This window comes from Streptomyces sp. NPDC005963 (assembly GCF_040638655.1).
Taxonomy (GTDB): Bacteria; Actinomycetota; Actinomycetes; order Streptomycetales; family Streptomycetaceae; genus Streptomyces.
On the sequence record NZ_JBEXVD010000002.1, the window covers coordinates 651,657 to 671,827 of the forward strand.

Genomic DNA, 20,171 nt, shown 5'->3' on the forward strand with positions numbered 1-20,171 from the left:
TGCCGCATATGACGACTGCACTGATCACGGGAGCCACCGCGGGCATCGGCGCCGCCTTTGCCCGGCGGCTCGCCGCCGATGGACACAATCTGGTGCTGGTGGCCCGCGACACGAAGCGGTTGCAGGAGCAGGCCACGGAACTGCACGACCGCCACGGCATCGAAGCCGAGGTGTTGACCGCCGACCTCTCCGAGGAATCGGGCATCTCCGCGGTGGAGAAGCGGCTCGGTCACCCGAAGAGTCCGGTGGACCTGCTGGTCAACAATGCCGGCTTCGGAAACAAGGGGCACTTCCTCCAGGTCTCCATGGCGGACGAGTTGACGATGCTCAAGGTGCACTGCGAGGCGGTGCTGCGGCTCACCTCGGCCGCCGCCGAGCCGATGCGGGAACGCGGTCGGGGCGGGGTGGTCAACGTGGCGTCGGTCGCCGCCTTCGTACCCCGGGGGACCTACGGCGCTTCCAAAGCGTGGGTGGTGCAGTTCACCCAGGGAGCCGCCCGGGACCTCGCCGGGTCCGGGGTGCGGTTGATGGCGCTGTGCCCGGGTTTCGTACGGACCGAGTTCCACCAGCGGGCGGGGATGGGGACGGACAACATCCCGGGCTGGATGTGGCTGGACGCGGACAAGTTGGTGGAAGCGGCCCTGGCGGACCTGGCGCGGGGCAAGACCGTCTCGGTCCCCGACCCGCGGTACAAGGCGCTGATGGGACTCGTGAAGTTGGCGCCGCGCAGCGTGCTCGGGGGGCTCACGAACAAGACCGGACGCAAGTACGGACCGCAGTAGGGAAACGGCTCGCACCAGCCGTCCACCCCGACCGTCCCCAGGGAGTCCGGTTCCACCATGCACGCGCACCACACCGGCGACGATCGCCCCCGGGTCCTGCTGGCCATGGGACCGGGAGTCGCCGAACGGCTCCTGACCCGGCGCCACCGGGAACGGCTCACCGCCATCGCCCGCACCGACCCCACGCTCATCGCCCACGATCTGACCGATCCGTCCCCCGCCGTGGTGACCGCGCTCGCCTCGGCCGATGCCCTCCTGACCTGCTGGGGCGCTCCCCCGCTCACCGCCAGCGCGCTGGTAGGTGCACCACGGCTGCGGGCGGTCGTCCATGCGGCGGGTTCCGTGAAGCACCACATCACCGACGCCTGCTGGGAGCGCGGAATCACCGTGTCGTCCGCCGCGGGCGTCAATGCACTGCCCGTCGCCGAGTACACCCTCGCGGCGATCCTCTTCGCCGGAAAGGGAGTCCTCGCATCCGCCCGGCGGTACGCACGGTCGCGCTCGACCGGCGACCAGCTCGACGCCTTCGCCGACGTGGGGAACTACGGCCGTACGGTGGGGATCGTCGGGGCGTCCCGCATCGGCCGCCGGGTGATCGAACTGCTCCGCCCGTTCGACTTGCGCGTCCTGCTGTACGACCCCTACTGCACCGCAGACGATGCCGAGGCCCTCGGTGTGGTCCGGGTCGACCTCGACGAGCTGTGCCGTGCCAGCGACATCGTTTCCGTACACGCCCCCGAGGTGCCGCAGACCCGTCGGATGATCGACGGAAGGCGCCTGGCCCTGATGCCGGACGGGGCGACCTTGATCAACACTTCCCGTGGGTCCCTCGTCGACGAACGGGCGCTCATCGACGAGTTGTCCGTGGGGCGGCTGCACGCGGTCCTCGACGTGACCGAGAGCGAGCCGCCGCCCGCGGATTCGCCCCTCTACGACCTGCCGAACGTCCTGCTCACCCCGCACCTGGCCGGATCGCTCGGCAATGAGCTGCACCGCATGGCGGATTTCGCCCTGGACGAGTTGGAACGCCTCGGCCGGGGGCTACCGTTCGCGGGGTCCGTACCGATCGGGACGCTCGACCACTCCGCGTGACGGCTGCCGCGCACGGCGTTCGCGGGTGACCGATCCGGGGCGGGGCTGTCACATGCGCCCCGGCGGATTCGTCATACCAACGGAACGGACGGCGGAGCAGGAGCGGATGCATGGATGACTTTCTGACGGAACGCTTCACTGCGGACCGACCGCGGCTGAAGGCGGTCGCCTATCGAATGCTCGGCTCGCTCAGCGAAGCCGATGACGCGGTTCAGGAAGCGTGGCTGAAGCTGCACCGCACCGAAGCGGCCGGGGTCGAGAACCTCAGTGGCTGGTTGACCACCGTCGTGGGACGGGTCTGCCTCGACATGCTGCGCTCGCGCACCGCACGCCGTGAGGACTCCATCGACGTCCGCGTACCCGACCCGGTCGTCCAGCACGAAGATGCGAGCAACCCGGAGCACGAGGCGCTGATGGCGGACTCGGTGGGACTGGCCCTGCTGGTGGTGTTGGAGACCCTGGGCCCTGCCGAGCGGCTCGCCTTCGTGCTCCACGACATGTTCGGTATGCCGTTCGACGAGATCTCCCCGATCGTGGACCGGTCGCCTGCGGCCACCCGGCAACTCGCCAGCCGGGCCCGGCGCAGGGTGCGCGGCACCACCGCGATACCCGACGACCTGCCCCGCCAGCGCGCCGTGCTCGAAGCGTTCCTCGCCGCCTCACGCGGTGGTGACTTCGATGCGCTGGTGGCCCTGCTCGATCCGGACGTGGTACTGCGGGCGGATGTCGGCAGCGCACCGATGATGGCCTCGAAGGAGGTGCGCGGAGCGCGGAAGGTGGCGGATCAGGCGATGCTGTTCCGGCAGTACGCGCAGTACGCGCATCCGGTGCTGGTCAACGGCGGTGCGGGAGTGCTCACCGCACCCGGTGGACAGCCGCTGTCGGTGATGGGGTTGACCATCACGGGCGGAAAGATCGTGGCGATCCACATCCTCGCCGATCCGGAGCGGCTCGGCGGGCTGGAACTGACGCTGCCCGGGTTCCCGGGGCAGTGAACGCGCGAGCCGGGCCCGGTGCTTCCGCGACGGAAGCACCGGACCCGGCTCGGTACTGCGCTCACCACCACCGTACGAGCGGCGCGGCGGCCGGTGGGCCGCTACGCCGACGTACGAGGGGTGCGTGCGTCAGTGGGAGTGACCGTGACCACCGTGGCCGGCGTCGGCCTCTTCCTCGGCCGGCTTCTCGACGACCAGGGTCTCGGTCGTGAGCAGCAGGGAGGCGATGGAGGCGGCGTTCTCCAGGGCGGAGCGGGTGACCTTGACCGGGTCGATGACGCCGGCCTTCACCAGGTCGCCGTACTCGCCGGTCGCGGCGTTGAAGCCCTGGCCCTTGTCGAGCTCGGCGACCTTGGAGGTGATGACGTAGCCCTCAAGGCCGGCGTTCTCGGCGATCCAGCGCAGCGGCTCGACGGCGGCGCGGCGGACGACCGCGACACCGGTGGCCTCGTCGCCTTCCTTGCCGAGGTTGTCGGCGAGGACCTTGACCGCGTGAACGAGCGCGGAGCCACCACCGGAGACGATGCCCTCCTCGACCGCGGCGCGGGTCGCGGAGATGGCGTCCTCCAGACGGTGCTTCTTCTCCTTGAGCTCCACCTCGGTGGCGGCACCGACGCGGATCACGCACACGCCGCCGGCCAGCTTCGCGAGGCGCTCCTGGAGCTTCTCGCGGTCCCAGTCAGAGTCCGTGGAGGCGATCTCGGCCTTGATCTGGTTGACGCGACCGGCGATGTCGTCGCTGCCACCGGCACCGTCGACGATGGTCGTGTCGTCCTTGCTGACCGTGACGCGACGGGCCGTGCCCAGCATGTCCAGACCGGCCTGGTCGAGCTTGAGGCCGACCTCTTCGGAGATGACGGTGGCACCGGTGAGGGTGGCCATGTCCTGGAGCATCGCCTTGCGACGGTCGCCGAAGCCCGGGGCCTTGACGGCCACGGCGTTGAAACGACCGCGGATCTTGTTGACGATCAGGGTGGAGAGGGCTTCGCCGTCGACGTCCTCGGCGATGACCAGCAGGGGCTTGGAGCCACCCTCCTGGATGACCTTCTCCAGCAGGGGAAGCAGATCCTGGATGGACGAGATCTTGCCCTGGTTGATCAGGATGTACGGGTCCTCAAGGACGGCCTCCATACGCTCCTGGTCGGTGACCATGTACGGGGAGAGGTAGCCCTTGTCGAAGGCCATGCCCTCGGTGAAGTCGAGCTCCAGACCGAAGGTGTTGGACTCCTCGACGGTGATGACACCGTCCTTGCCCACCTTGTCCATCGCCTCGCCGATCAGCTCACCGACCTGCTGGTCCTGAGCGGAGAGGGCGGCGACGGCTGCGATGTCGGCCTTGTCCTCGATCGGACGGGCGCTGCGCAGGAGCTCATCGGACACGGCCTTGACGGCGGCGTCGATGCCCTTCTTCAGGGAGGCGGGGGAGGCGCCGGCGGCGACGTTGCGCAGGCCCTCGCGGACCAGCGCCTGCGCGAGCACGGTGGCGGTGGTGGTGCCGTCACCCGCGATGTCGTTGGTCTTGGTCGCCACCTCCTTCACCAGCTGGGCGCCGAGGTTCTCGTACGGGTCGTCGAGCTCGACCTCACGGGCGATCGTGACACCGTCGTTGGTGATGGTGGGGGCGCCGAACTTCTTGTCGATGACGACGTTGCGGCCACGGGGGCCGATCGTCACCTTGACCGTGTCGGCAAGCTTGTTGACGCCGCGCTCGAGGGCGCGACGGGCGTCCTCGTCGAACTTCAGGATCTTCGCCATGGGAGCGTTTCTGTCCTCTTCTGAGACGAACTGCGCCCCTAGCGCCCGGATATGGATGTCAGCGGGGGCCAGGGGCGCAGCTCAATAACAAACGGGGTATGAAGTGTTCCGGGCGCGACCCGGAAACCCGTCCTACTTCTCGACGATGGCGAGCACGTCGCGGGCCGAGAGGACGAGGTACTCCTCGCCGTTGTACTTCACCTCGGTGCCGCCGTACTTGCTGTAGAGCACGACATCGCCGGTGTTGACGTCGAGCGGAAGACGCTCGCCGTTCTCGAAGCGACCCGGGCCGACCGCAAGGACGACGCCCTCCTGGGGCTTCTCCTTCGCGGTGTCCGGGATGACCAGGCCAGAGGCCGTGGTCTGCTCGGCGTCGAGCGGCTGGACCACAATGCGGTCCTCAAGCGGCTTGATGGCAACCTTGGAGCTGGTGGTCGTCACGATCCGACCTCCCCCTTCGGAGATCTCACGGGGTTAACTGATCTTGGGTGGCGACCAGATCGATCCGTCGTCGCGGGTGCCGGACCTGCCTGTCGCTGTGCTGGCACTCTCCAGTGGGGAGTGCCAGAGCCGAGACTATGACTGCGATTAGCACTCGGTCAAGCGGAGTGCCAATGCTGGCGGGTCCGACGCCCTCTTCTCCTTGTCGGCGCGCCACCTCCGCTTAACCGTATTGCCTGGTCAGGGGCTTCCGATGGCGCCGGTCAAGCATTCGGCGACAGGTTTTCGCCAACACGTCACACCTGCGGATGACACCTGTCCACCGGGTGGATCGGCCGCGTCGGAGCATCCGCCCCCGGGGCGGCCGACGGGAAGCGGGGCGAGCTCGGCCCGGTACGGGGCGGGCCGATGCGGCGATCGAACGAGCAGTGCGCGCGGCGAAGGCGGTCGCCCTGCTCAGACGTAGTCCTCCAAGCGGGCCACCGCGTACCCCTTTTCGGTCACGGTCTTCATCACCTGACGGATCATGTCGGTCATGGTGCCGTCCCAGTCCTCACGGCCCCGGAAGTGGGTGAGGATGATGTCGCCGGGGTGCAGGTCCCGGTCCCATTCGCGCCATTCCATCCGATCGGGGAACGCCTCGGCCGCCCAGAGCGGCACCGCGGTGACCCCGCACGCCTGCGCGGCCCGCAGGGTGTCCTGGTTGTAGTTGCCGTACGGGGGCCTGAAGAGCGCGGGGCGCTTCCCGTACAGCTTCGCCAGTTTGTCCTGCTGACCGCAGATCTCGCGCTTCTGCGCGCCGTAGGACAGGCCGGGCATGTAGCGGTGGTTGAGCGTGTGGTTGTGGAGCGCCACTCCGCGGTCGCGCATCTGGCGGAAGTAGCCGTAGTTGTCGTCGATCACGTAGTCACTGAGGAACGCGCTGTAGGGAATCTTCAGCTCGCTCATCATCCGCAGGAGTTCGGGGTCCTTCTCCGTGCCGTCGTCGATGGTCAGGAAGACCACCCTTTCCGTCACCGGCACCGTGGTGAAGACCGGCGGCAGCGAATCGCCGCCCTCGACCTCGAAGCCCTTGCGGGTGGTGAGCTCGGGCTTGATCGCGGGCGGGGCGGGGGCGGTGAGCGGGGTACGGGCGAGGCCCCACCTCTTGGCGGCGGCCACCCGGGCGACCTGCGCAGCCTTCGCAGCTCGCTCGGCCTGCGCAGCCTTCTCCGCCCGTTGCGCCTGTTCAGCCCGTTGCGCCTTCTCGACCCGTTGGGCCTTTTCGGCCAACGCACCGGCTGCGCCTGCGTCCTCCTTCGCCGGCTGCCCCGGGCGCGGGCCACTCCCTTGTTCGGCGGCCCCCGCGCACGCCGAGCCGAGGAGACAGACCAGCAGCACGACGCCGATCGCACCCCCCGTACGGAACCGTCCTCTCCGCCGGCGCACGCCTCCCGTGCCGGACGGGCCACCGGGTCGGTTCACCCGTCTGCCCGGCAAGGTCGAGAGCCCACCACTCACTTCAGTGATTTCGAGTAGATTCTTTACGTTTTGTCGGTTTAGCTGCATGGCGCTGGATACTGTCAGCCACCCTCCGCCCCACCACGCCGACACCGCCGCCGACCCCAACCCGTCCCCCACCTGGCCCACAATGGACCGGGTGAACGACCTCTCCTCACTCTCCGCGCTCCTCACGGACGAGGGCCAAGCCCTGCTCACGCAGTTGCGCGACCACTCCCCCGCCCAGGAGTTGGCGATCGCCACCCGACTGCGCCGCGAGCACCCGCCCGAGCTGGTCTCGGCAGCACTCGGACAGGCACGACTGCGCCAACGGGCGGTCGCGAAATTCGGAGCCGAGGACGCCTACCGGATGTACTTCACGCCGAACGGAGTCGAACAGGCGACCCGGCGGACGGTCGCCGAACACCGTGCCGCCCGCTTCTCCGCACTCGGCGTCCAGAGCGTCGCCGATCTCTGTAGCGGCATCGGCGGCGACGCCATCGCACTGGCCCGCGCCGGCGTACGGGTACTGGCCGTGGACCGAGACCCGCTCACCGCCGCGACCGCCCAGGCCAATGCACGAGCCCTCGGCCTCACCGAGCTCATCGAGGTCCGCTGCCAGGACGTCACGGAGACGGACACCGACCCGTACGACGCGGTCTTCGTCGACCCGGCCCGCCGGGGCGGCCGGGGCAGGATCTTCGACCCGGAGGTGTACTCACCACCCCTCTCCTGGGCGATCGAGGCAGCCCGCGCACGCCCCCGTGCGGCACTCAAGATCGCGCCCGGCATCCCGCACGAGCTGGTGCCCGCGGACTTCTCGGCCGAGTGGATCTCGGACGAAGGGGACGTGAAGGAGGCCGTGCTCTGGCACGGCACCCCGGCCTCGCCCCGGATCTCCGCCACCCTGCTGCCCGGAACCCACACCCTGCCCTCGCACGACCTGCCCGATCCCCCCGTGCGCCCGGTGGGCCGCTATCTGTACGAGCCCGACGGCGCGGCCATCCGCGCCCATCTGGTCGCCGAGGTGGCCGCGGAGCTCAACGGCGGCCTCATCGACGCGACCATCGCGTACATCACATCGGACGAACTGCGCCCCACCCCGTTCGCCACGGCCTACGAGATCACCGACGTACTGCCGTTCAGCCTGAAGAAGCTCAAGGCCCTGCTGCGCAGCCGGAACGTCGGAAACCTCACGGTCAAGAAGCGCGGATCGGCCGTGGAACCCGAGGAGTTGCGCCGCCGGGTGAAACCACAGGGCCCGAACGCAGCCACGGTCTTCCTGACCCGAGCCGCCGGCGCACCCTCGATGCTGCTCGGCCACCCGGCTTGAGAGCTGGGGGTGTTCGTTCCCCCGGGAACCATCGAGATCAGCCGTGCCCCGCGTCCCCCGCCCCCGCAGCCCGAGCCAGCAGCAGTTCCCGTTCCCTCTCGTTGCGGGTCAGGGCAGCCGCCCGGTGGAACTCCTCGCGGGCCTCGTCGGGTCGGCCCAGTCGGGCCAGTAGATCGCCCCGTACGCTCGGCAGCAGGTGGTACTCCTTCAGGGCGGGTTCGGCGGCCAGGGCGTCCACCAAGGCGAGGCCGGCTGTCGGGCCTTCGGACATCGAGACCGCGACCGCTCGGTTCAACTCCACCACCGGGGACGAGACGAGCGTCGCGAGTTGGCCGTAGAGCGCGGCGACCGTGGCCCAGTCCGTGTCCTCGTAGCGGATCGCCCGGGCGTGGCAGGCCGCGATGGCCGCTTGGAGCATGTACGGGCCGGGGGTTGCGCCCAGTGCGTTCGCGTTGGCCAGTGCGGAGAAGCCGCGCTGGATGAGCAACCGGTCCCAGCGGGTGCGCACCTGGTCGGCGAGGAGGACCGGCGCCCCGTCCGGGCCGACCCTCGCCCCCATGCGGGACGCCTGGATCTCCAGCAGGGCCGCGAGTCCGTGCACCTCCGACTCCTCGGGCATCAGGCCCGCCAGCACGCGGGCCAGCCGCAGGGCGTCTTCGGCGAGGGCGGGGCGTATCCAGTCGTCGCCCGTGGTGGCCGCATAGCCCTCGTTGAAGATCAGATAGATGACCTCCAGCACGGAACCGAGGCGGGCGACGCGATCCGGCCCGTACGGCACCTCGAACGCGACGCCTTCCCTGGCCAGTGATCGCTTGGCCCGCACGATGCGTTGGGCGACCGTCGCCTCGGATGTGAGGAAGGCACGGGCGATCTCCTCGGTGGTGAGCCCGCCCAGGAGTCGAAGGGTCAGGGCGATCCGGGAGTCCGTGGACAGGACCGGATGACAGGCGGTGAAGATCAGCCGCAGCAGATCGTCGTCGATGTCACCGGGCCCCGACACCTCGGGCGGCGGTACGTCCTCCAGGCTGCGCCCGACCTCGGCCAGTTTGCGGGCGTAGTTCTCCTTGCGGCGGACGAGGTCGATCGCCCGGTGTTTGGCCGTGGCCATGAGCCAGGCGCCCGGGTTGTCCGGGACACCTGACTCGGGCCACTGCTCCAGCGCCGCGACCAGGGCGTCCTGCGCGATCTCCTCGGCGATGCCCACGTCCCGAACGATTCGGGCGGCACCGGCGATGAGCCGCGCCGACTCGATCCTGAACACCGCTTCCACCGCGCCCGCTACCGTCACCGCCTCATCACAACAGCAGCGGCGGGCACGGGCAAGCGCGGTTGGATCAGTTCTCCGCGATCTGCCTGACCTCGGCGGTCACGGTCCAGACGTCGTCGTGGGTCTGGAGGAACCGCTTGGTCCACTCGACCGCCTCGGCCTTGTCCTTGGCTTGGATGATGGAGTAGCCGCCGACGACCTCCTTACTCTCCGTGAAGGGGCCGTCGGTGTAGCTGAGCTTGCCACCGGACCAGGTGACCTTGGTGCCCTCGGCACTGGGGGTGAGCCCTGCGGTGTCCAGCATGACGCCCGCCTTGGTGATCTCCTCCAGCAGCGCGCCCATGCGCTCCCCCATCTCCGGGCTGTGACCTTCGGCCGGGATGTTGTTCTCGTCGATGCGGATCATCGTCAAAAAGCGCGGCATGGTGGCTCCTCGGTTCTTCCGGGTCGGCGGCGGGGTCGTTTCCCCACCGCTCACCCCTATGTCGAACGGGAACCGGTCGGATCGACACCGCTCTCAGAATTCTTCTGAATTCTTCTGAAGATCACGCCAAGCAGCCGCGGGCGTACGGTCGGTGACGGCGGCAGTGGCCGTCGCGGTGGGGCGGTCGCGGCCCGGAAGCAGGGCCATCGCCGTTGCCGAGGCCAGTGCCAACAGTCCCGCACAGACCCAGTAGGCCGCCCGATAGCCCTCGGCCAGCGCCGCCGGCGTACTGCTTCCCGCGCTGATCGAAGCGGCGACGGTCACCAGGGCCGCCAACCCGAGCGAGCCACCGATCTGGCGCGAACTGTTGAGCAGCCCCGACGCCATGCCCGCCTCACTCGGCACCACGTCCTTGGTGGCCGCCGTGCCCAGCGGTATGAAGCAGAGTCCGATGCCCACGCTGCCGAGCAGCGACGGCCCCAGGATGGAGAGGGCGAAGCTCCCGTCGGGGGTGGCGGTCATCGCGAACAGGGCGATCCCCGCCGTCCCGAGCAGCCCACCCGCCACCAGCAGCAGACGGATACCGACGACGGCGACCGCCTTGGTGCCTATCAGCGAGCCGGCGACCACTCCCACGCAGAAGGGCAGGAACGCCGCACCCGTCTTGGACGCCCCGTACCCGAGCACCTGCTGCATGTAGAGGGAGCAGAAGTAGAACGATGCGAACTGGGTGGAGCTGAGGAGCAGCGAGAAGAGGTTCGCGCCGAGTACGGGACGGTTCGCCAGCAGTCCCAACCGCAGCAGCGGTTCGTGCACCCGCCGTTCGACCAGGGCGAAGGCGACCAGCAGAGCGAGCGCGGCGCCCAGGGTCAGTAGGGTGCTGGGGGCGCTCCAGCCGTGTGCTTCGGTACGGGTGACGCCGAGGACCAGCAGTGACATGCCCGCGGTGACCAGCAGCGCGCCCGCGACGTCGAGTCGGGGCCCGGTGGCGCGGTCCGGGGCGACGGGCAGTGCGGCCCGTACGACTCCGAAGAGTGCGAAGACCACGATGGGAACGTTCACCAACATCACGGCTCGCCAGCCGGCGACGTCCGTGAGGAGCCCGCCGGCCAGTACGCCCACGGCACCGCCCGCGGCGCCCGCCATGCCCCACATGCCGAGCGCCTTGGAGCGCTCGGGCCCCGCCGGGTAGGTGACGGTGATCAGGGTGAAGGCGCCGGGTGCCAGGGCGGCTGCTCCGATGCCCTGGACCGCACGGGCGGCGATCAGTGCGCCGGGTGACTGGACGAGGCCGCCGATCAGGCTCGCCCCGCCGAAGAGTACGAGTCCGGCGACGAGGATGCGGCGTCGGCCGAGGATGTCGGTCAGTCGGCCGCCGAGCATCAGGAGCCCGCCGAAGGTGAGCGCGTAGGCGCCGACGACCCATTGCAGGCCGTCGGGGGTGAAGCCGAGGTCGTCGCGCATGTCGGGCAGCGCCACATTGACGACGGACATGTCCAGCGCCACCAGGAACTGCACGATGAGCGCCACTGTCAACACCCAGCGCGTGCGTCGCGCTTGGTCGTTCATGGGTTCCCCTTCCCGGTATGCCCTGGGCAGGACCGCACATTACTATACGCGTATAGAAAACAGGAGCGGGAGAATACGCAGGTGGCAGCAGAGAAGAAGCCCGCAGGCAAGGTCGGCAAGAAGGCCGTGGGGCGTCCGCGTCGGCTCGACCCCGAGACGATCGTCAGCACCGCGCGCCGGATCGTCGAGGAGGAAGGGGTGTCCGCGCTCTCCATGCGACGGGTGGCCAAGGAGGTCGGCAGCACGCCGATGGCCCTCTACCACTACGTGCGCGACAAGGACGAGTTGCTGATGCTCACGCTCTCGGGCGTCGCGGCCACCTTCCCGCGCCCCGCCCTGCCGGCCGATCCCCGACAGCGGCTGATCGACACGTCCGTCCATATGCACGCGGTGCTGGCGCAGTTGCCGTGGGTCGTGGAGATCCTGGCGTTGGGCGATCTCACCGACAAGGGTGCGCTCTGGATGGCCGAGGAGATCCTGGAGTCGTCGATCGCGTGCGGACTCACCCCTGAGCAGGCCGTCCGCACGTACCGCACCATCTGGCACTTCGTGTACGGAAACCTCGTCTTCACGGCGGCCATGGCCCGGCGGGAAGCCGAACCGGAGCGGCGGTGGAACTTCCCGGCGATGCTCACCGACGCGGACGCCGAGGAGCTACCGCGGCTGACGGAACTGGCGCCGCAGTGGAACAAGCTCGGGGAGTACGAGGTACGGGAGCAGTTGGAGGCGATCGTCGACGGGCTGCTGAGCCGGGCCCGGCACACCCGCCCCGATGGGCCGACGCATCCGCACCCGCTCGACTGACACCACTCCTACGGGTCACCGACGGCGCTACGCCGGGTCGACGCCCACCGACTCGAACCGCCACCGGTGCACCGGCCTGGTGATCAGGTCCGCCGCCGGCTCCGGGAGCTCCGGTAGCGCCGCAGCCGCGTCAACGGCCTCCCACCAGGTGATCACCAGCACCCGGTCCTGGCCCGCCTTGAACGATTCGCGCCGCAGCGGCTGCGCCGGCAGTTCCTGCGCACGGGCCCACTCCAGCAGTTCCGCCCCGCGTTCGCGTACCGCCCGCGCCTCCCACATCAGCGCGACCACGGTCGTCTTGGGGGCGGTCATGAGTACAGGTTGTCCTTGCTGATCTCATGCACGTGATCGTGATCGTGCGCATGGCCGGGTGCACGGTCATGCCCGTGGTCATGCCCGTGGTCGTGGGTGTCGTCGTGGGCGTGGTTGCGGCCCGGGACATGGGGGTCGGTCACCGGCAGCGAGGAGTCCGCCGACAGCTCAAGGTCCGACGCCGGACGGTTGCGCGCGACCATCTCCGCACCGAGTGCCGCCACCATCGCGCCGTTGTCCGTGCACAGACCGGGTCGCGGCACCCTCAGTCGGATGCCGGCCCGCTCGCAGCGCTCTTGGGCGAGGGCCCGCAGTCGGGAGTTCGCGGCCACCCCGCCGCCGATCATCAGATGGTCCACACCCTCGTCCACACAGGCGCGCACCGCCTTGCGGGTGAGCACGTCGACGACCGCCTCCTGGAAGGACGCGGCCACATCGCGCACCGGCACCTCTTCGCCCGCCGCCCGCTTGGCCTCGATCCACCGCGCCACCGCGGTCTTCAGCCCGGAGAAGGAGAAGTCGTACGCGGGGTCACGGGAGCCGGACAGTCCGCGGGGGAACGCGATGGCCCGTGGGTCGCCCTCCCGCGCCAGCCGGTCGATGACGGGTCCGCCCGGGAACCCGAGGTCGAGCACACGGGCGATCTTGTCGAACGCCTCGCCGGCGGCGTCGTCGATGGTCGCGCCCAGCGGCCGGACATCGCTGGTGATGTCCGGCGCCAGCAGCAGCGAGGAGTGCCCGCCCGAGACCAGCAGCGCCATCGTCGGCTCGGGGAGCTTGCCGTGCTCCAACTGGTCGACGCAGATGTGGGACGCCAGGTGGTTCACGCCGTACAGCGGTTTGCCGAGTGCGTACGCGTACGCCTTCGCCGCCGAGACCCCCACCAGCAGAGCGCCCGCGAGTCCGGGGCCCGCGGTCACCGCGATCCCGTCGAGGTCGCGGGCCGAGACGCCCGCGTCCTTCAGGGCGCGCTCGATGGTGGGGACCATCGCCTCCAGATGCGCCCGGGAGGCGATCTCAGGCACCACACCGCCGAACCGGGCGTGGGTGTCCACGCTGGAGGCGACGGCGTCGGCGAGCAGTGTGGTGCCCCGGACGATCCCGACGCCGGTCTCGTCGCAGGAGGTCTCGATGCCCAGTACGAGCGGTTCGTCAACCATCAGTGACCATTCCCTTGCAGATGGAGCCGCATGACGAGCGCATCGACATTGCCCGGCTTGTAGTAGCCGCGACGGAATCCCACGGGCTCGAAGCCGAAGCGCTCGTACAGCTTCTGGGCCCTGGTGTTGTCCACCCGAACTTCGAGGAAGACCTCGTCGCATTCGAAGGCGGTGGCGTGGTGCAGCAGATCGGAGAGCAGCCGGGAGCCCAGCCCGGTCCCCTGCGCCGCGGGGGCGACGGCGATCGTCTGGACGTCGCCGAGGCCGCCGACCGCGGCGAGACCCGCATATCCCACGATCTCACCCTCACCGGTGTCCGTGGCCCTCTCGGCGACGACGTAGCGGCGGGTGGCCTGCGGCCCGCGGGCATGGGCCAACTCGGACCAGAACATCCCGGGCGACCAGGCGTCCTCGGGAAAGAGGCGCTGTTCCAGGTCGAGTACGGGGCCAAGGTCCCACCAGCGCATCTCGCGCAGTACGGGGTCCGGTGCGGCGGTCACTTCGGGGTGACCACCTTGTAGTTCTTGGGCACCTGCGCATCCGGCCTGCGGAGGTAGAGCGGCTGCGGCGGGAGGAAGTCCATTTCCTCGGCGCCCCCGGCCAGCTTCCGCACGGCCAGGGAGGCGAGGGCACCGGCCGATACGTGCTCGGGGTCGCGGGCGTCGGGGAAGACGTCCGGGTACAGCCGGGCGCCGGCGCCGACGGCGGGCAGGCCCGCGACCTGCTCGGCGATGTCGGCGGGCCGGTCCACCGCCGGTTCGCCGACCCGATTGCCCGAGGCGTCGTAACGGGCCCAGTACACCTCCTTGCGGCGCGCGTCGGTGGCCACCACGAAGGGGCCGTCGAAGTCGCTGGCATGGGCGAGGCCGTCGAGCGTGCACAGTCCGTAGACAGGCACGTCCAGCGCCGAACCGAAGGTCGCAGCCGTCACCAGACCGACCCGCAGGCCGGTGTACGGGCCCGGGCCGACGCCCGTGACCACGGCGGTGACGGCGTCGATCTTCAACCCGGCCTCGGCGAGCACGCGGTCGATGGCGGGCAGCAGCAGTTCGCCGTGCCTGCGCGCGTCCACACGGCTGGACTCGGCGATGACGGAGCTGCCGTCGTGCAGCGCGGCGGTGACGGCGGGAGTGGCGGTATCCACGGCAAGCAAGAGCACGCGAACAGCCTACGGCTCCCGCGCGGCAGGCACGGCGCCCCGCCCTCGGGGGGCGGTGGCTGCTACCGTCGCCCCGAAGATGTTCATCCGAAGAACTGACACGAATCGGCGAGGGGTGGAGCACGGTGGCACGGAGCAGCTCGGGACTGGTGGCCGGGCTCACGGCAGCAGCCCTGACCGCCGTCTGCTTCCTCGCCTACCAGGCGTCGGCGAGCGCTCCGGATGACCTGGGCAAGCCGCGCACCCCTAGCGCGCTGCCCAGCGCCGAGAACCCACAGCAGCAGAAGAAGGACCCGCTGGCCCTGCCCGTGAATTCGGGGTCCGGACTGCGGGTGGTGTACGCACTCAGCGAGCGCCGCGTCTGGCTGGTCACGGCGGGGAACAAGGTCAGCACGACGTTCCCGGTGATGCCGTCACCCATCAATCCCCCGCCCGGCGCGTACGCGGTCACCTCCCGATCGGGTCAGGTCAACGGCTCGGACGGAACGGCGATCGAGCACGTCGTGCGGTTCGCGAACGTCAATGACGTACCGATCGGCTTCAGCGCGGCGGTGAACGGGTCGATGGCGGCGCCCGACCCGTCGAAGAAGACCGGTGGCGTACGGATGAAGCGGGCGGACGGCGACGCCATGTGGCGCTTCGCCACCATCGGCACCAAGATCATCGTGGTGCCCTAGGACCTTCCCTCCCGGTCCGACCAGTGGGGCTGCGGGCGGGTGCAGACCACCGGATACGACTACGCGGCGTCGCGGCGCTCTCTGCGGTTGACGATCGCAGGAACGGCGGGGTCCGCCTCACGTGGCGGGGTGGAGATCGCCCTGGCCGCCGTGCACGACGCCAGCAGGTCGTACATCGAGGGCGCCGTCGACGACGGTCTGATCGACGCGGGCCGACCGGGCACGGCGCGCGACGACGGCAGGGGCTCGGCGGTGGGCTGCTGCGCTGGCTCGGACTCACGCGGATACGCCGGCATGATGCCTCCTGGATCGCCGGGGGCAGACTGGTTAGGCAAACCTAACCACGTCTCCGTGCCATGTGACCACGCTCGGCACGGCATGCGCAATATTTTGCCGACGTCTTGTCGGAATATCCACCGAACCTGCCAACGGGTCGGAGAATCGATCGACACCGCGATGAGCAGATGGTTACGGAGCGTAAGTTCCGGCGGTCCTTCAGGCCGCACCGAGGTCAACGGAGGACCAACGCGGCCCGTACCCCGTCAAGGTCACCTGCCGCCGGTCGTCGTCCGTGTCGCCCACGACCCGGTGGATCACCACATGGAGGCGATCATCCGATAGGTCCTCGACCTTGCCGTCACCCCACTCCACGACCACCACCGAATCCGGCAGCGAGACGTCGAGATCCAGGTCCTCCATCTCGTCCAGGCCCCCACCCAAACGATAGGCGTCCACGTGCACCAGGGCCGGGCCACCGGTCAGGGACGGATGGACCCGGGCGATGACGAAGGTCGGCGAGGTGACCGCTCCCCGCACCCCCAGGCCCTCCCCCAGGCCCCTGGTGAGCGTCGTCTTGCCCGCGCCCAGTTCACCGGTGAGCATCACCAGATCACCCGGACGCAGCATCTTCGCCAGCCGCCGCCCGAGGTCCTGCATCTGCTCCGGGGAATCAACGGCGATGTGTGCGACGGCGGTCCCGGCCGCCGTGCTCTGCGGTGCTTCCATGCCGCCCAACGTTAGCCGCTGCCGGCACCGGTGGCGTCGGCCCTCTCGGGCACCGCTCCCACCCGCACCAAGAGGTCGGCCAAGCGGTCGGTGACGGCTTCCGGGTGCTCCAGCATCACCAGATGGCCCCCGTCCGGGACGATCACCAGCTCCGCGCCCGGCAACAGATCGGCAATCGCCTCACTGTGTCCGCTCGGGGTGACCAGATCCCGGTCACCGGCCAGCACCAGGACGGGCACGTCGGCGAAGGCCGGCAGTGCGTCCGCCTTGTCGTGCTCGTCGAAGGCCGGATAGAACTCGGCGACCACGTCGATCGGAGTCGACTCGATCATGCGCTCGGCGAACCGGGCCACCGCAGGATCGACGTCCCGGGACGAGAAGCTGTACTTCTTGATCAGACCGGCGAAGAGGTCCGCGGTCGCCCCACGGGCGCGCTCCACCAGCTCCGCCTGTGAGCCGAGTGCCCGCAAAACACCCGGGAGCACCCGGCGCACCGCATTGACGCCGGCGACCGGAAGCCCGTAGTTGACCTCTCCGAGCCGACCGCTCGACGTGCCGATGAAGGCCGCACCAACCACCCGATCCCGAATCAGCTCCGGGAACTGGTCCGCCAGCGCCATCACCGTCATCCCACCCATCGAATGCCCCACCAACACCAGCGGCCCCTCAGGTGCCGCCGCATCGATGACCGCCTTCAGATCGCGGCCCAACTGGTCGATGGAGACCGGCGCTCGATCGGGCCCCGACTGCGCCGACCCACGGGCCGAACGACCGTGACTGCGCTGATCCCAGTGGACCGTACGGACCAGACCGCGCAGGGCTGCCCGCTGGAAGTGCCAGGAGTCCTGGTTGAGGCAGTAGCCATGGCTGAAGACGACTGTGACCGGCGCGGGAGACCTACGGCCGAAGATCCGACGACGACGCGGACCGGCGGCCTCCGGGTCAAGGTCGTCCGTCTCGTAGTACAGCTGGGTGCCGTCATCGGCGCTCGCCCGGCCCGGGGTGCCGCGCAACGCGCCGTACGGGCCCGAGGCGTCCAGGGCCAACCGCGCCTTCTTGCGCATACCGCGCCCCACGGTGAGCCGCTCGATGGCCACGCCCGCCGCGGCCCCCGCAGCGATCACCCCTATCGCCGCACCGGCGATTCCCGCCCGGCGCCAATGGCCCGACGCGGCAGCACCCGCCGCCGCCACGACCGCATCGCCCGTGCTGGTCTCGCTCACCGTGCCGTACCCCTCTTCGACCTACGAGACGTCCGTACCGACGCCCTCGTGCAGATACACGCGCGGAACCCTCGACCCGATACGGGTGACGATCTCGTACGCGATGGTGCCCGCCGCCTGCGCCCAGTCCTCGGCCGACGGCTCGCCGCGATCACCAGGACCGAACAGCACCGCATCGGCCCCCTCCTCGATCTTGTGCCCACGCCCTTGACCGCCCACGCCCCCGGCCGGGCCGAGATCCACCACGAACTGGTCCATCGCGATCCGCCCCGCCGCGCGATGCCACTCACCGCCGACCAACACCGGGCCACGGCCCGACGCATGACGCGGGACGCCGTCCCCGTAGCCGAGCGGAATCAGCCCGAGCTCCGTCTCGCGCGGGGTGACGTAGTGGTGCCCGTAGCTCACCCCATGACCGGCGGGGACCTGCTTCACCAGGGCGACCGAAGCGGCCAGAGTCATCACCGGCCGCAACCCCAACGCCTGGTGGGTCCCCAACTCGGGCGCGGGCGACACCCCGTACATGGCGATGCCCGTCCGTACGAGATCGAAGTGCGACTCGGGGAGGGTGAGCGTCGCCGGGGAGTTCGCAATGTGTCGCACCTCCGGCTCGACACCAGCCTTCTCGGCGTACGCGACGAGTTCCCGGAACACGTCCAACTGGGCCGCGATCGAGGGGTGCCCGGGCTCGTCGGCACATGCGAAGTGCGACCACAGACCGGTGACCTTGACCGTGCCCTCGGCTTCGGCGGCAAGCGCGGCGGCGACGAGTTCCGGCCAGTCCGCGGGCTGGCAACCATTGCGGCCGAGGCCCGTATCGGCCTTCAACTGAATGCGCGCCGGCTGCCCGACCTCACGGGCCGCGGCAGTGACCTCTGCGAGCGCCCAGAGCCCACTGACCGACATGTCGAGGTCGGCTTCGATGCCCTCGCGCCACGGATCACCAGGCGTCCACAACCAACACATGATCCGCCCCGGCAGACCCGCGGCCCGCAGGGCGAGGGCCTCATGCGGGGTGGCCGTCCCCGTCCAACTGGCACCGGCCTCCCGCGCTGCGAGCGCACAGTGCAGAGCACCGTGCCCATAGCCGTCCGACTTCACAACGGCCATCAACGCGGCCCGGGGCGCCCGCGCCCGCAGCGAAAGCACATTGGCCCGCAGCGCCGCAAGATCGATCTCGGCCCGGGCGCGGGGGCGGGGACGGGGGGTGTCACGAGGAGGTGGTGGTGTCTGGGTCATCGGCTCCAGTCTCTCAGAGAGGGGGTGGCTCGTGCTGGGGCCTGCCTTGGGGGTGGCAGGGTTCTGTCCTCAAGCGCCGGACAGGCTGGGAGGGCTGGCGCTGGGCCTTTGCCCGGGGCTGGGCCCTTGCCCGGGGATGAGGTACGGGGGTGCCGGCTTGTTCCGGGTGGGGCCCGTTTGTTGGGCTCAGCCTTGGGGGGCTGAGGGTTCCGTCCTCAAGCGCCGGACGGGCTGGGTTTGCTCGGGTTTTGGGGTGTGCGGGTTTTGGGGGTCCGGGTGCGGGGTTGGGGGTGGGGTGCGGGTGGTGGGGGTGCTTTCGGGCGTGACTCCTCACCGTCGGCGGCCCGAAGCTGATCTGTAGGCGTCAGCTCTGGATGCCGCCAACGCTTCCGGGGACACCCCCTGCGCGCCCCCAGAACACCAGCCAACAGCTATCGGGGTCCTCGGCCCAATCCACGAGCAGAGGTACGGAAGAGACACAAAACGGGCTGGAACACCCACCAGGGCCAAGAACACTGGATCTGATCCACGAGGTGACGTACAGGGGGAAGGGCTGTGAGTGCGTGCCGCTCCAGAACACCAGGGCGGTCATCGCGAGCCGTCCGCCCTCGGCAGGGTGAAGTACCTGATGCATCCGCACTTTCCAGGTGGCGAGAATGAGGCACCGACTGCGTCCCAGGGGTACCAGTAGCCAGAACCGGCTGCGCAACGAAGCAAGGAGCACCCCGTGACGATTCAGCGGATGGACAACGTAGGCATCGTCGTCGACGACCTGAAGGCTGCCATCGCCTTCTTCACCGAACTCGGCATGGAGTTGGAGGGCGAAGCTGAGATCGAGGGAGTCTGGGCGGACCAGACGGTCGGCCTCGACGGGGTCCGCAGCGCCATCGCGATGATGCGCACACCGGACGGCCACGGAAAGCTGGAGCTGACGAAGTTCCACGCCCCCGCTGCAATCACCGCCGGACCGCTCAACCCACCACCCAACACTCTGGGCCTGCACCGTGTCATGTTCGCCGTCGACGACATCGACGACACGATCACCCGCCTGCGCCGTCATGGCGCCGAACTCCTCGGCGAGGTGGCGCAGTACGAGAACATCTATCGACTCTGCAACCTCCGCGGCCCTTCGGGGATCATCGTCGCCCTGGCCGAACGGATCGGCTAGTTTCTGCCACTTTGGCCAGGTTCTGGTCCAGATGCGGATGCCCGCGCGGGGAGGCCCCTCTCACCCCGGACCTCATTTCGTGATCGCGCCGGGGCAGCCTGGCCCTGGTGGGTATTCCAGCCCGTTTTGTGTCTCTTCCGTACCTCTGCTCGTGGATCGGGCCGAGGACCCCGATAGCTGTTGGCTGGTGTTCTGGGGGCGCGCAGGGGGTGTCCCCGGAAGCGTTGGCGGCATCCAGAGCTGACGCCTACGGATCAGCTTCGGGCCGCCGACGGTGAGGAGTCACG

The 20,171-nt window shown here is 69.5% G+C and carries 21 protein-coding genes; 7 read left to right on the plus strand and 14 right to left on the minus strand.

Annotation, left to right across the window (positions count from 1 at the left end):
- Nucleotides 1–8 precede the first annotated feature (8 nt).
- The 3 genes from ABZ348_RS06010 to sigJ all read left to right on the plus strand — a co-directional run bounded on the left by ABZ348_RS06010 (nt 9) and on the right by sigJ (nt 2,869).
- Complete coding sequence (locus tag ABZ348_RS06010) at nt 9–782, plus strand: SDR family oxidoreductase (RefSeq protein WP_358929754.1); 774 nt, start codon at nt 9–11, stop codon at nt 780–782.
- A 57-nt stretch (nt 783–839) separates the two neighbouring features.
- Complete coding sequence (locus tag ABZ348_RS06015) at nt 840–1,874, plus strand: hydroxyacid dehydrogenase (RefSeq protein ID WP_358929756.1); 1,035 nt, start codon at nt 840–842, stop codon at nt 1,872–1,874.
- A 110-nt stretch (nt 1,875–1,984) separates the two neighbouring features.
- Entirely contained in the window at nt 1,985–2,869 is an 885-nt protein-coding gene (gene sigJ / locus ABZ348_RS06020) for an RNA polymerase sigma factor SigJ (protein WP_358929758.1), read from the plus strand.
- 129 nt (nt 2,870–2,998) lie between these two features.
- Here sigJ and groL read toward each other — a convergent pair whose 3' ends face one another.
- The 3 genes from groL to ABZ348_RS06035 all read right to left on the minus strand — a co-directional run bounded on the left by groL (nt 2,999) and on the right by ABZ348_RS06035 (nt 6,493).
- Nucleotides 2,999–4,624, minus strand: a complete 1,626-nt coding sequence (gene groL / locus ABZ348_RS06025) for a chaperonin GroEL (protein ID WP_358929760.1) — start codon at nt 4,622–4,624, stop codon at nt 2,999–3,001.
- A 132-nt stretch (nt 4,625–4,756) separates the two neighbouring features.
- Nucleotides 4,757–5,065 carry a co-chaperone GroES gene (gene groES / locus ABZ348_RS06030; RefSeq protein WP_329022280.1) on the minus strand — a complete coding sequence of 103 codons (309 nt, stop codon included), beginning with the start codon at nt 5,063–5,065 and terminating at the stop codon, nt 4,757–4,759.
- 456 nt (nt 5,066–5,521) lie between these two features.
- Nucleotides 5,522–6,493 carry a polysaccharide deacetylase family protein gene (locus ABZ348_RS06035; protein WP_358929762.1) on the minus strand — a complete coding sequence of 324 codons (972 nt, stop codon included), beginning with the start codon at nt 6,491–6,493 and terminating at the stop codon, nt 5,522–5,524.
- A 202-nt stretch (nt 6,494–6,695) separates the two neighbouring features.
- On the opposite strand from ABZ348_RS06035, the gene ABZ348_RS06040 reads away from it, so the two are divergent.
- A complete protein-coding gene (locus ABZ348_RS06040) occupies nt 6,696–7,877 on the plus strand; it encodes an RsmD family RNA methyltransferase (RefSeq protein WP_358929853.1) in 1,182 nt (393 codons plus the stop codon).
- A gap of 37 nt (nt 7,878–7,914) precedes the next feature.
- On the opposite strand, the gene ABZ348_RS06045 is transcribed toward ABZ348_RS06040, so the two are convergent.
- The 3 genes from ABZ348_RS06045 to ABZ348_RS06055 form a co-directional block, all read right to left on the minus strand.
- Nucleotides 7,915–9,165 carry an RNA polymerase sigma factor gene (locus ABZ348_RS06045; protein ID WP_358929764.1) on the minus strand — a complete coding sequence of 417 codons (1,251 nt, stop codon included), beginning with the start codon at nt 9,163–9,165 and terminating at the stop codon, nt 7,915–7,917.
- Between the two features lie 46 nt (nt 9,166–9,211).
- Nucleotides 9,212–9,568 (minus strand): YciI family protein, encoded by a 357-nt coding sequence (locus tag ABZ348_RS06050; RefSeq protein ID WP_358929766.1) that lies wholly within the window; start codon nt 9,566–9,568, stop codon nt 9,212–9,214.
- 93 nt (nt 9,569–9,661) lie between these two features.
- Nucleotides 9,662–11,137 carry an MFS transporter gene (locus ABZ348_RS06055; protein WP_358929768.1) on the minus strand — a complete coding sequence of 492 codons (1,476 nt, stop codon included), beginning with the start codon at nt 11,135–11,137 and terminating at the stop codon, nt 9,662–9,664.
- Between the two features lie 81 nt (nt 11,138–11,218).
- On the opposite strand from ABZ348_RS06055, the gene ABZ348_RS06060 reads away from it, so the two are divergent.
- Entirely contained in the window at nt 11,219–11,941 is a 723-nt protein-coding gene (locus ABZ348_RS06060; RefSeq protein ID WP_358929770.1) for a TetR/AcrR family transcriptional regulator, read from the plus strand.
- 27 nt (nt 11,942–11,968) lie between these two features.
- Here the strand turns inward: ABZ348_RS06060 and ABZ348_RS06065 are convergent, their stop codons facing one another.
- The 4 genes from ABZ348_RS06065 to tsaB are packed head-to-tail and all read right to left on the minus strand — an operon-like array spanning nt 11,969 to nt 14,572.
- Nucleotides 11,969–12,253: a hypothetical protein gene (locus ABZ348_RS06065; RefSeq protein WP_358929772.1), complete on the minus strand. Its 285-nt coding sequence runs from the start codon at nt 12,251–12,253 to the stop codon at nt 11,969–11,971.
- A complete protein-coding gene (tsaD, locus tag ABZ348_RS06070; protein WP_358929774.1) occupies nt 12,250–13,413 on the minus strand; it encodes a tRNA (adenosine(37)-N6)-threonylcarbamoyltransferase complex transferase subunit TsaD in 1,164 nt (387 codons plus the stop codon). The genes ABZ348_RS06065 and tsaD overlap by 4 nt, the downstream gene beginning before the upstream one ends.
- Nucleotides 13,413–13,880 (minus strand): ribosomal protein S18-alanine N-acetyltransferase, encoded by a 468-nt coding sequence (gene rimI / locus ABZ348_RS06075; protein WP_358929854.1) that lies wholly within the window; start codon nt 13,878–13,880, stop codon nt 13,413–13,415. The genes tsaD and rimI overlap by 1 nt, the downstream gene beginning before the upstream one ends.
- A 29-nt stretch (nt 13,881–13,909) precedes the next feature.
- Nucleotides 13,910–14,572 carry a tRNA (adenosine(37)-N6)-threonylcarbamoyltransferase complex dimerization subunit type 1 TsaB gene (tsaB, locus tag ABZ348_RS06080; RefSeq protein WP_358929776.1) on the minus strand — a complete coding sequence of 221 codons (663 nt, stop codon included), beginning with the start codon at nt 14,570–14,572 and terminating at the stop codon, nt 13,910–13,912.
- A 125-nt stretch (nt 14,573–14,697) separates the two neighbouring features.
- Here tsaB and ABZ348_RS06085 point away from each other — a divergent pair, with 125 nt between their 5' ends.
- Nucleotides 14,698–15,249, plus strand: a complete 552-nt coding sequence (locus tag ABZ348_RS06085) for a hypothetical protein (RefSeq protein ID WP_358929778.1) — start codon at nt 14,698–14,700, stop codon at nt 15,247–15,249.
- A gap of 59 nt (nt 15,250–15,308) precedes the next feature.
- Here ABZ348_RS06085 and ABZ348_RS06090 read toward each other — a convergent pair whose 3' ends face one another.
- The 4 genes from ABZ348_RS06090 to alr all read right to left on the minus strand — a co-directional run bounded on the left by ABZ348_RS06090 (nt 15,309) and on the right by alr (nt 18,716).
- Entirely contained in the window at nt 15,309–15,545 is a 237-nt protein-coding gene (locus tag ABZ348_RS06090; RefSeq protein ID WP_358929780.1) for a hypothetical protein, read from the minus strand.
- Between the two features lie 199 nt (nt 15,546–15,744).
- Nucleotides 15,745–16,254, minus strand: a complete 510-nt coding sequence (gene tsaE / locus ABZ348_RS06095; protein ID WP_358929782.1) for a tRNA (adenosine(37)-N6)-threonylcarbamoyltransferase complex ATPase subunit type 1 TsaE — start codon at nt 16,252–16,254, stop codon at nt 15,745–15,747.
- Nucleotides 16,255–16,265: 11 nt separating this feature from the next.
- Complete coding sequence (locus ABZ348_RS06100; protein WP_358929784.1) at nt 16,266–17,477, minus strand: alpha/beta hydrolase; 1,212 nt, start codon at nt 17,475–17,477, stop codon at nt 16,266–16,268.
- Nucleotides 17,478–17,498: 21 nt separating this feature from the next.
- The gene (gene alr / locus ABZ348_RS06105) at nt 17,499–18,716 is read right to left on the minus strand and encodes an alanine racemase (protein WP_358929786.1); all 1,218 of its coding nucleotides are present in this window, start codon (nt 18,714–18,716) and stop codon (nt 17,499–17,501) included.
- Nucleotides 18,717–19,443: 727 nt separating this feature from the next.
- Between alr and ABZ348_RS06110 the strand changes: the two genes are divergently transcribed.
- Nucleotides 19,444–19,884, plus strand: coding sequence for a VOC family protein (locus ABZ348_RS06110; protein WP_358929787.1), 441 nt, complete (start codon nt 19,444–19,446; stop codon nt 19,882–19,884).
- The last annotated feature ends 287 nt before the right edge of the window (nt 19,885–20,171 follow it).